Here is a 358-nt window from a genome sequence, read left to right as displayed (position 1 = left end):
GCTGGAGATCACCACGCTCAACCAGATGTACCTGGAGGAGGGGACCCTGTCCGTGGTCACCCTCGGCCGCGGCTACGCGTGGCTGGACACCGGCACCATGGAGAGCCTGCACGAGGCCGCGGAGTTCGTCCGCGCCGTGGAGCACTCCCAGGACCTTCCCGTGTCCGTGCCCGAGGAGATCGCCTGGGAGAACGGCTGGATCACGACCGCCGAGCTGGAGGAGGCCGCGAAGGCCTACGGAAAGTCGGTCTACGGGCAGCACCTGAAGAAGGTCGCCGCCGGCGAGATCGTCAACAGCCCGCGCGAGTACTAGGAACCGAGGAGATATCAACATGGCAGAGGAGACCTTCTCCCCCAA

Annotated in this window: 1 protein-coding gene; it reads left to right on the top strand. The window is 65.9% G+C overall.

Annotated elements, in window-relative coordinates:
* A partial coding sequence (locus DWZ22_RS10570; protein ID WP_255413603.1) for a sugar phosphate nucleotidyltransferase occupies window positions 1-313 on the top strand: 313 nt, incomplete at its 5' end.
* Window positions 314-358: the final 45 nt, after the last annotated feature.

The organism is Collinsella sp. AF31-11 (genome assembly GCF_003475605.1).
Classification (GTDB): Bacteria; Actinomycetota; Coriobacteriia; order Coriobacteriales; family Coriobacteriaceae; genus Collinsella.
Note: the sequence above shows the minus strand (reverse complement) of the source record. Positions and strands in the feature narration are given on the sequence as shown.